At 65.2% G+C, this 8,261-nt stretch carries 11 protein-coding genes, 1 tRNA gene and 1 riboswitch; of the genes, 6 read left to right on the forward strand and 6 right to left on the reverse strand.

Features of this window, described 5'->3' with window-relative positions:
- The first annotated feature begins 60 nt into the window (after nt 1-60).
- Together AC0Z6F_RS20805 and crcB are read left to right on the forward strand one after the other, a co-directional pair.
- On the forward strand, nt 61-462 hold the full coding sequence (locus AC0Z6F_RS20805; protein WP_012510633.1) for a helix-turn-helix domain-containing protein: 402 nt from the start codon (nt 61-63) through the stop codon (nt 460-462).
- Nucleotides 463-484: 22 nt separating this feature from the next.
- A riboswitch (Fluoride riboswitch) is annotated at nt 485-548 on the forward strand.
- An 82-nt stretch (nt 549-630) separates the two neighbouring features.
- Nucleotides 631-1,023: a fluoride efflux transporter CrcB gene (gene crcB / locus AC0Z6F_RS20810; RefSeq protein ID WP_012510632.1), complete on the forward strand. Its 393-nt coding sequence runs from the start codon at nt 631-633 to the stop codon at nt 1,021-1,023.
- A 3-nt stretch (nt 1,024-1,026) separates the two neighbouring features.
- On the opposite strand, the gene AC0Z6F_RS20815 is transcribed toward crcB, so the two are convergent.
- The gene (locus tag AC0Z6F_RS20815; protein WP_065722317.1) at nt 1,027-1,860 is read right to left on the reverse strand and encodes an AraC family transcriptional regulator; all 834 of its coding nucleotides are present in this window, start codon (nt 1,858-1,860) and stop codon (nt 1,027-1,029) included.
- Nucleotides 1,861-1,956: 96 nt separating this feature from the next.
- A complete protein-coding gene (locus tag AC0Z6F_RS20820) occupies nt 1,957-2,469 on the reverse strand; it encodes a P-loop nucleotide/nucleoside kinase family protein (protein ID WP_485618314.1) in 513 nt (170 codons plus the stop codon).
- Nucleotides 2,470-2,731: 262 nt separating this feature from the next.
- Between AC0Z6F_RS20820 and AC0Z6F_RS20825 the strand changes: the two genes are divergently transcribed.
- The 3 genes from AC0Z6F_RS20825 to AC0Z6F_RS20835 all read left to right on the forward strand — a co-directional run bounded on the left by AC0Z6F_RS20825 (nt 2,732) and on the right by AC0Z6F_RS20835 (nt 4,981).
- The gene (locus AC0Z6F_RS20825) at nt 2,732-3,808 is read left to right on the forward strand and encodes an alpha/beta hydrolase family protein (protein ID WP_012510629.1); all 1,077 of its coding nucleotides are present in this window, start codon (nt 2,732-2,734) and stop codon (nt 3,806-3,808) included.
- A gap of 90 nt (nt 3,809-3,898) precedes the next feature.
- Nucleotides 3,899-4,099, forward strand: coding sequence for a hypothetical protein (locus AC0Z6F_RS20830; RefSeq protein WP_032969494.1), 201 nt, complete (start codon nt 3,899-3,901; stop codon nt 4,097-4,099).
- Nucleotides 4,100-4,216: 117 nt separating this feature from the next.
- Nucleotides 4,217-4,981: a thioesterase family protein gene (locus AC0Z6F_RS20835; RefSeq protein WP_004152764.1), complete on the forward strand. Its 765-nt coding sequence runs from the start codon at nt 4,217-4,219 to the stop codon at nt 4,979-4,981.
- Nucleotides 4,982-4,999: 18 nt separating this feature from the next.
- Here the strand turns inward: AC0Z6F_RS20835 and AC0Z6F_RS20840 are convergent, their stop codons facing one another.
- Together AC0Z6F_RS20840 and AC0Z6F_RS20845 are read right to left on the reverse strand one after the other, a co-directional pair.
- Nucleotides 5,000-5,269, reverse strand: coding sequence for a hypothetical protein (locus tag AC0Z6F_RS20840; RefSeq protein ID WP_012510626.1), 270 nt, complete (start codon nt 5,267-5,269; stop codon nt 5,000-5,002).
- Nucleotides 5,270-5,393: 124 nt separating this feature from the next.
- Nucleotides 5,394-6,098 (reverse strand): ArsR/SmtB family transcription factor, encoded by a 705-nt coding sequence (locus AC0Z6F_RS20845; RefSeq protein WP_012510625.1) that lies wholly within the window; start codon nt 6,096-6,098, stop codon nt 5,394-5,396.
- A 105-nt stretch (nt 6,099-6,203) separates the two neighbouring features.
- On the opposite strand from AC0Z6F_RS20845, the gene AC0Z6F_RS20850 reads away from it, so the two are divergent.
- Complete coding sequence (locus AC0Z6F_RS20850; protein ID WP_032969490.1) at nt 6,204-6,881, forward strand: flavin reductase family protein; 678 nt, start codon at nt 6,204-6,206, stop codon at nt 6,879-6,881.
- Nucleotides 6,882-6,973: 92 nt separating this feature from the next.
- Here AC0Z6F_RS20850 and AC0Z6F_RS20855 read toward each other — a convergent pair whose 3' ends face one another.
- Nucleotides 6,974-7,690 (reverse strand): DUF4344 domain-containing metallopeptidase, encoded by a 717-nt coding sequence (locus AC0Z6F_RS20855; RefSeq protein ID WP_229298191.1) that lies wholly within the window; start codon nt 7,688-7,690, stop codon nt 6,974-6,976.
- Nucleotides 7,691-7,979: 289 nt separating this feature from the next.
- Nucleotides 7,980-8,053 (reverse strand) — tRNA-Cys (locus AC0Z6F_RS20860).
- Nucleotides 8,054-8,261 lie beyond the last annotated feature (208 nt).

Raw genomic sequence — 8,261 nt, forward strand, 5'->3', positions numbered from 1 at the left:
TTCCACGCGTTAAGCTGGCTTGCATAGATGAATACTCTCGGCCAACGACTCGCCACCGCCATGAAGAAAGCCGGGCATCCACGCCCGGCCGACCTGGCCCGCGCCGCGCATTCGACGACGGCAACCATCAGCAACTGGCTCAACGACCATGTCAGTCCCTCGCATGTGAAGGCCGAACAGCTGTTCCGCATCGCCGATGCGGCCAAGCTGGACGCGCGTGAACTGCTGTACGGCATCAGTGGGCTCGGCGTAGGTGAGCCCGGCAATGCCTACATCCCCAGCCAGGCCCACCTGGACGTCTGGCAGGACGCCTACGAACTGGTCAGTCACCTGGTTGCCGAGAACGGACTGGAGATCGATCACCGCCGTCACGCGGCGCTGGACCTGCTCGCGTTCGAGCTGCTGATGGATGGCTTCAGCCGCAGCAAGGTCGCCCGCGTGCTGATGACCTCGATGACGTGAGCGCACCGCCGCTGGTAGCATGGGCGACGATGGGGATGGGGCTCCCCCGATAACCGCCTGAGAAGGCTGATGGCTCCTGCCAAGACGAACCCGGCGTTCGTCGAGGGCAGGTCGTGCCTGCCCTCGCCGTTCGCCATCGAACCTGCGAATCCGCACTCGAGGCACGCGATGCAAGCTCTGAACAATTACTTCCTGGTCTTCATTGGCGGCGGTCTCGGCGCCTGCCTGCGCCATGCCTGCAACCTGATCGGCGCACGGGTGGCAGTCGGCAGCCCGTGGCCGTGGTCGACCTTCCTCATCAACATCAGCGGCGCACTGCTGATGGGCGTGGTGGTCGAGGTCTTCGCGATGCGCAATGGCGCCTCACCGCAGCTTCGCCTGCTGCTGGCCACCGGCATCCTCGGCGGCTACACCACATTTTCCACCTACGCGCTGGAAATCGGCCTGCTGCTGCAGCGGGGCCAGCACGGACTGGCGGCGTTGTATGCCGGCGGCTCGGTGGCACTGGGCCTGGCTGGCCTGTTCGGCGGGATGAAGCTGGCCAGGCTGGTGCTGGGCTGAGGCTCAGGCCGCAGTGGCACGGGCCTGCCCGCGCCACTGCCGTGGCGACTGCCCGGTGTGCGCCTTGAACGCGCGCGACAACGCCGCTTCGCTGCCATAGCCCACGTCGTCGGCAATCCGCTTCAGCGGCCTGCCCTGGCGTAGTGCCTGCTGCGCCAGGCCCACCCGCCAGCCCTGCAGGTACTGGCCCGGAGTGGTTCCCATGGCCTCGCGGAAACTGGCCGCGAACACACTGCGCGACATCCCGGCGACGTCGGCCAGATCTTCCAGCGTCCACGCCTGTGCCGGTGCTTCGTGCATGGCCACCAGCGCCAGCCGCAGCCGCGGATGGCCGAGCCCGGCAAACAGGCCACCACGCATCTCGCCACCTTCCATCAGCTGGCGCAGCACCTGGATCATCACCACCTCGAACAGGCGGTTGACCATGGCCGCACGGCCACAACGCTGCTCGAAGGCCTCGTCGAACAGCAGTTCCAGCGCCGCGTGGCCGCCATACAGATCCGCCAAGGGCAGGCAGATGAAATCGGGCAGCGCAGCGCTGATCGGATTCAGCCGGCCCCCTTCGAAATGCAGGTTGGCACAGGCCATGTCGGCGCCATGCTGTGGATCGGTGCTGAAGCGGTGCGGCGTCGGTCGCGGATACAGCAGCAGGCTGGGCACCTCGATCTGCACGGTCTGCTGGCCGTGGCTGACCTGCACCGGCCCGCGCCGCACCAGGTGCAGCTGGCCGGCCTCATCTTCGCTCTCCAGGCTGTTGATGCCGCACAGCGCGCCCGCATGGAACACCGAAGCGGTGACCGAAAAGCGCTCAAGCAGAATGGCGAGACGGTCGACCATGACGGCACTCCGGATCAAGCAGAAAGGGTTCAATACGTCAGATCGTATCGGAATCGTCACTGTGATGGACAATTCAGCGCTGTCCGCCCCTGACTCTCACCCATCCTGCAAATGGCGGATCACCACGAAGCCCTCCATCGCCGCAGGCGCCACGAAGTGGCGGGTGATCTGCTCGAACGCCTCGTCGCTGGCCTGGAATGGGTGTTCACCGCGTGCGTTGCGTGCGCGCAGCCGCGCCTTGCAGATGGGGTCGGGAACGTCGAGAAAATGGAGCTGATGGGCAACGCCGGCCGAGTCGAATAATTCGCGGCCCCATTCACGGCTGGCCGGCGTATTGAACGGAAAATCGAGCACGACCGAAACACCTGCCTTCAGGATCGCGCGTACATGCTGCGTCAGCACGTCGCGCAGGGCTGCCGCGCACTGCAGGTAATCGGCGATGGAATGGATCTGGTCGGGATACAGCGCCGCCAGCCACGCGTCTTCGCTGATCAGCACGCTGCGTGGCTGTGCAGCCAACTGCTGCGACAAGGTGGATTTGCCGGCGCCGATCTTGCCGCACATCAGGTGCAGGATCGGGGCATCGCCGATCGATGAAGGATGGTGCATCTACGCTCTCCAGGCTGGTTTCCAATATCCGGGAGAGAGAGCTGTGCGCAGCCCGCCTTCCCGGGCGGGTTGCATGGCCGTGACGACCGCGCGCTATCCCGCCTTCCCGAGGGGAATGCGGATAATCGACGCGGAAGTGTGCAGGACCATGTCGCCAGCGTAGAGCGCAGCACGGTCGACCGGCAATGCCTGCGGCAGTGCAGCGCGCGCAACGTTTCGCTGGCATCTATGCTCGGCGCCATTCCTGCATGGAACGACCCCGATGCGCCCCTTGCTTCGATGTGCCCTCGCCCTCGGCCTGCTGTTGCCATCGACGGTCTTGCTGGGTGCACCGCCCACGGCGGCACGCACGCTCAGTGGCGAGCTGCAGGGCGCGCCCTGGCGGCTGGATGTGCCGGCAGCCTGGAACGGCGACCTGGTGATGCTGGCCCATGGCTACGAACCGGTGGGTGTGCCTCGCACTACGCCGATGGCCGCCAATGACAGCACCGCGCCACTGTTGGCTGCGGGCTACGCGGTCGCGCAGAGTGCCTATGCAAGCCAGGGCTGGGCGGTGGCCGATGCGATCACCGACATGGAACACCTGCGCCAACATGCCCTGATTGAACTCAAGCATGTACGCCACACCTGGATGCTCGGATTCTCGATGGGGGGTACTGTCGCCATCAGTACCCTTGAACGCTTCCCGCAGCACTATACGGGCGGTGTTTCGCTCTGCGGCGCCAATCTCAGTGGCGAACAGATCGCGACCGAACTGCTGACTACACTGGTCGCGTTCGATTACTTCTTTCCCAAGGCCGAGGGCCTGCAGGGCGCAGGACTGGTATCGCGCGAGGCGGCGGCGCTGCCGCAGGGCGAGTTGTACCAGGGCATTGCCACTGCACTGCAGCACGATCCGTCGCACGCCGCATTGCTGGCGCGGCGGCTGCAGGTCTCCCCTGATGTACTGGCCGGCACGATCAGCCTGCACGCGCTGGTCCTGCACGAACTGGTCACGCGCAGCGACGGCATGCCGGTCGGCAACATCGACGTGATCTACAGCGGCTTCGGCGACGACGCCGCGTTCAACGCCGGCGTGCAGCGTATCGCTGCCGCGCCTGCGGCGCAGGCGCACGTTCGCAACACGCTGGCATTGACCGGCGCATTGAAGCGACCGCTGGTGATCCAGTTCAACCACAATGACCCGACCATCGTGCCGCACATGCAGGCGGTGTACCCGCAGTTGGCGGCACGGGCCGGCGCACGGCCACGGCCACGGGTGTTGCAGCCGGCGGGCGAAGGTCACTGTGGCTTCTCTGAAGCACAGGTGGTCGAGGCCTTGAAGGCGGTGCAGCACTGAGCCCATCGCGTGCCGCAGCGCATCAGGGGCGTGCCATGAGGACTGCTATGGTGGCCGGGCCCAATGAAGGGCGAACAAAGGACTGACGTGATGATCAAGACGACCTTGAAGACCGTGATGTTCCTTGGCATGGCCGTGACCGGCCTGGCCTTCGCAGCAGGATCCTGCGAGTTCTGCACGCTGAAGTACGAGCAGTGCCTGCGCACGTCACATGGACCGCTGGGCAAGACCTCTGAGCAGTGTCTGGCCGAGTACAAGATGTGCCGCGAAATGGACTGCCCGTCTCCCTGACCGGCGTCCGGCCGGCTCCTGCGGGAGCCGGCTCAGCCCGCCACGTTGCCAAACGCTTACGATGCAGGGACCGGTGCAGCACCTGCCGCCTCCCTTCCTGCTGAAGCAACGCGCACGATGGCCTTCTTCGAACGACTCAGCGACACCCGCTACCTGCCGACCGAACATACCGGCGGCGCCTGGAACATCCGCGAACAACATATCGCGCCTGCGATCGGCCTGTTGGCGCATCATCTGGAGCGCGATGCCACCGCACGTGGCCACGGCTTCCTGATCGCGCGCCTGTCCTACGACATTCTCGGTACCATCCCTATCGAAGCGATGGAAGCCGACGTGCAGGTACTGCGCAGCGGTCGCACCATCGAGCTGGTCGAAGCCACGCTGCAGCATGGCGGCCGGCCGGCACTGCGCGTGCGCGCCTGGCTGATGCGTCCGAACGATACCGAGACCATCGCCGGCACACCGCTAGCAACCATTGCACCACCGGAGTCGATGCCGGCGTGGGATCCGGGCACGGTCTGGCCAGGGGGATTCATCCAAAGCGTAGAGATCCGCCGACACGACCAAGGGCCTGGACGCGCCAGCTACTGGGCGCGCGCAAAGCACGCACTGCTGGACGGCGAACCGGTCAGTCCGCTGGCCCGTGCAGCCACCCTGTTCGATCTGTCCAATGGCATGGCCGTGCGCGCCGATCCCAAGGAAATCGCCTTCCCCAACCTCGACCTGACCGCGCACCTGTTCGGCATGCCCGAAGGCGAGTGGCTGGGTTTTGACACCTCGGTGTCGTTCGGCCGCCAGGGCCTGGGCCTGACCAGCACGGTGCTGCACGATGCGCGCGGCCCGATCGGGACGCTCGCCCAGGCATTGACGGTACGTCCGTGACCACGATGACGGGCGGCGTCAGCCGCCCAGCGTGCCCATGGTGAAGGTGTAGCCGGAGCTCATCAGAAACTCGCGCATGCGCATTTCCGCGCGTCGCGGTGAGGCCAGGTTGGCAGGCCCATACAGCGCATAGACCATGCCCGCGCCTTCAATGGACTCGCGACGCACACCACAATGGCGGGTTTCCGAAGCGGTCACCCAGCCATCCTTCAGTTGATCCGGCCCGATCGACTGGCCGTTCATCAACCGGAACGTCAGCCAGCGGACTTCCGCAGTAGATTTGTTCATTGTCGGCCTGCTGCCTGCATGCCGCGATCCATCTTGTCCCTGCTCGACATTGCTGCTCCCTGAGGCTTGGACCTCGACCATAGCGCCTTGCCATGTCGCGGGCGGATGAGATTGATCGCGCGACTCAGGTCGCCAGACCGAACAACCTCCAGAAGGCCTCGCGCCCGGGCGGTGTCAACTGCAGCTCTCGCCGTGCCTCGACGCGCCGCAGCCAATCGTTCTTCACGAAGCTGTCCAGCATCGCCTCGCCGACCACGCCCGCCAGGTGTGGGCGCCGCTCGGTGCAGTCCAGGCATCCCCGGCAGTAGCGGGCCGGCTTGACCGCCAGCGGCTGCTGAAACACATCGGCCAGCGGCTGGCCAAGCCCTCGCAGGAAGTCGGCACCACCCGCGCTCACCTGCCAATGCCCCTCGCACGGAAGCACATGCCCCACCTGCAACAGATGATCGGCGATGGCCACCGCATGCACGCCGGCCAGATGCCGGTAGCAGGAGCGCGCCTTGCGCAGCGCCGGCATGCTGCGTGATGCCGCAGCGGTGCAGGACGGCGTGCGGTCGGCAACGCGCAGGATGCCCTCCAGCATATCGGCAACCTCGTGCGAGGCCAGCCGATGGTAGCGATGGCGCCCCTGCGCGACGGCCACCAGCAGATCGCCCTCGACCAACCTGCGCAGGTGTGAGCTCGCCGTCTGCGGCGTCACTCCTGCCACGCGGGCCAGCTCCATCGCCGTGTAGGCCCGCCCATCCATCAGCTGCAGCAGCATGGCCGCGCGTGCCTGGTCGCCAACCAGGGCACCGACGCTGACAAGGGAACCGGAGGTATGGACCATGCCGGCATTGTGGCATGCAGTGGCACGCGGACAGTTCGATGCGGGCCGAAGCATCCACCGGCAGCTACCCCGCACAGTGGCCGTCCCGCAATCGTGAGACCCGCAGTGACGATCCCTTCCTTCCCGCGCCGGCGCATCGCCCCGACCGTCATGTACCCGGGCACCCCGGTGGTGCTGATGACCACGCTCAATCCCGATGGCAGCAGCAACATCAGCCCGTTGTCTTCGTTCTGGGCACTAGGCAACCGGGTCGTGCTGGGCCTGGGAACGCAGGGCCAAGGCTACCGCAACCTGCAGCTGCGCAACGAGTGCGTGCTGAACTTCCCAGCAGCCACACAAGCCGAGCAGGTGGAAGCCATCGCGCGCGCGACCGGGCGCGATCCGGTGCCCGAGGCCAAGCGGGCCATGGGCTATGTGCATGTGCGCGACAAGTTCGCGCTGGCCGGGTTCAGTGCCATGCCCTCAGCGCAGGTGGCACCGGCAACGATTGCCGAATGCCCGCTGCAGGTGGAAGTCACGATGATGGCGATGCATGCACCCAGCGATGACGATGGCCAGGGCTTCGTGATTGCCGAAGGCCGCATCCGCTGCGTGCATGCACACGAGGACATCACCATTGCGGGCAGCCAGCACATCGACGTGACCCGCTGGAAGCCGCTGATCTACCTGTTCCGCCACTACACCGGCGTGGGCGAACCGGTCGCGCGCAACTTCCGTGCGGAGACGCCAGCGCTGGCGGCCACCTCAAGCAGTGTTGAATGCGGCCCGATTGCGCGCGTATAGCGCGTCGGCCAGCACCTCGATCTGTGGGGTGGCTGGCGATGCGTTACCGCGGCCGCTCACCCGGGCCAAGACAAGGCCAGGCGCACAGCCCCCTACTCCGGCTTGAGGTACGGCTTCAGCAGCGACTCCCAGGCATCGACCAGCTGCCCATATTCGTGCTCGCAGTTCTCCGCACGCTCCTCGGGCAGCGTGCCGTCCTTCACCAGATAACCGAAGGTGCCCGCGTCCGAGCCGTACAGGTAGCACAGGAAATTCACGGCGCGCTGGAAGTCCAGCGAATGGGTGCCCGCCGTGGGCAGATCCTCGATACGGGTCTGCTCCTGCGCGGACAGCACATAGGTATCAGCAACCGTGACCAGGAACGCCCTGGACTCATCGTCTGCGGTCAGTACGTAGGCGGCCAACTGATCCGCAACGTCTTCCTCGCGGCCGGTGATCTTCAGCTCCAGTTCGCTGATCAGCGCATGGCCCAGCTCGTGGTAGAGCGTACCCACCGCGCTCTGGTACAGCGCGTTGTCGATATCTTCAGCAGCATCGCCCGCCGCCTCAAAGCGCGCACGCTCCTCCGCGGACATCTCGTAGCACATCTCGATGCTGCTGGTTTCCGGATCGAAGTAGGCATTGGACTCTCCGCACTCCTTCGCGATGACCTTGATGTCACGCGGGATGCGGATGTAGCTGTTCATCGCGTCAACGAAGTCCTCGAGCAGTTTCCGTTCCTTCCACAGCCGGGCCTCTGCCTGATTTTCCCTGGTGGCTGCCTTCTCATGGATGGCGATGAAGCGGCCTTCCGCCGGAGCTGCTTCCACTGCACGACCTGCGTTGGATCCAGACGCGCATGCGGCCAGGAGCAGCAGTGGACAGGTGCTCAAAACGAGGGCCAGAAGGCGGCGATGGGCAGGATGCATGGCGGCGGGATGCAAGAAGTGGGGGGAGTACGGCTGCCGAGCCAGGCGACAAGGACCTGCCGGCCGCCAGCACGGGCAGGGAAGAAGTTGGCGGATTCTAGTGACATGCCCATGAATGGGAGGGCTCGACCGGAACCGGCCAGAAAGCGCCCAAAGAAAAAGCCCTGACCGGAGTCAGGGCTTTTCAATATGGAGGCCTCAAGCGGAATCGAACCGCTGTAAACGGATTTGCAATCCGGTGCATAGCCACTCTGCCATGAGGCCAACGTACTGCGCGCCAGGAACGAAGTCCCTGACATGACAAAACCCCGCGATGGGGCCTGTCGGAACATGGAGCGGGAGACGAGTCATGCACTAGAGCGCTAAGTCTCTGTTTCCCAATCACTTTCTCCACTGTGGTGATCAGCGAAGAACTCAATTATAGCCTTGTTTTTCGCCCTCGGCAACAAAGTTCATCCAACCACTTCCACCA

This window comes from Stenotrophomonas sp. 1L-E-5-B-C3 (assembly GCF_057292075.1).

Excerpts from the sequence above, each read along its gene's own strand:
- AC0Z6F_RS20805 (WP_012510633.1), top strand. The coding sequence starts at position 61 with ATGAAGAAAGCCGGGCATCCACGCCCGGCCGACCTGGCCCGCGCCGCG.
- crcB (WP_012510632.1), top strand. The coding sequence starts at position 631 with ATGCAAGCTCTGAACAATTACTTCCTGGTCTTCATTGGCGGCGGTCTC.
- AC0Z6F_RS20815 (WP_065722317.1), bottom strand. The coding sequence starts at position 1,860 with ATGGTCGACCGTCTCGCCATTCTGCTTGAGCGCTTTTCGGTCACCGCT.
- AC0Z6F_RS20820 (WP_485618314.1), bottom strand. The coding sequence starts at position 2,469 with ATGCACCATCCTTCATCGATCGGCGATGCCCCGATCCTGCACCTGATG.
- AC0Z6F_RS20825 (WP_012510629.1), top strand. The coding sequence starts at position 2,732 with ATGCGCCCCTTGCTTCGATGTGCCCTCGCCCTCGGCCTGCTGTTGCCA.
- AC0Z6F_RS20830 (WP_032969494.1), top strand. The coding sequence starts at position 3,899 with ATGATCAAGACGACCTTGAAGACCGTGATGTTCCTTGGCATGGCCGTG.
- AC0Z6F_RS20835 (WP_004152764.1), top strand. The coding sequence starts at position 4,217 with ATGGCCTTCTTCGAACGACTCAGCGACACCCGCTACCTGCCGACCGAA.
- AC0Z6F_RS20840 (WP_012510626.1), bottom strand. The coding sequence starts at position 5,269 with ATGAACAAATCTACTGCGGAAGTCCGCTGGCTGACGTTCCGGTTGATG.
- AC0Z6F_RS20845 (WP_012510625.1), bottom strand. The coding sequence starts at position 6,098 with ATGGTCCATACCTCCGGTTCCCTTGTCAGCGTCGGTGCCCTGGTTGGC.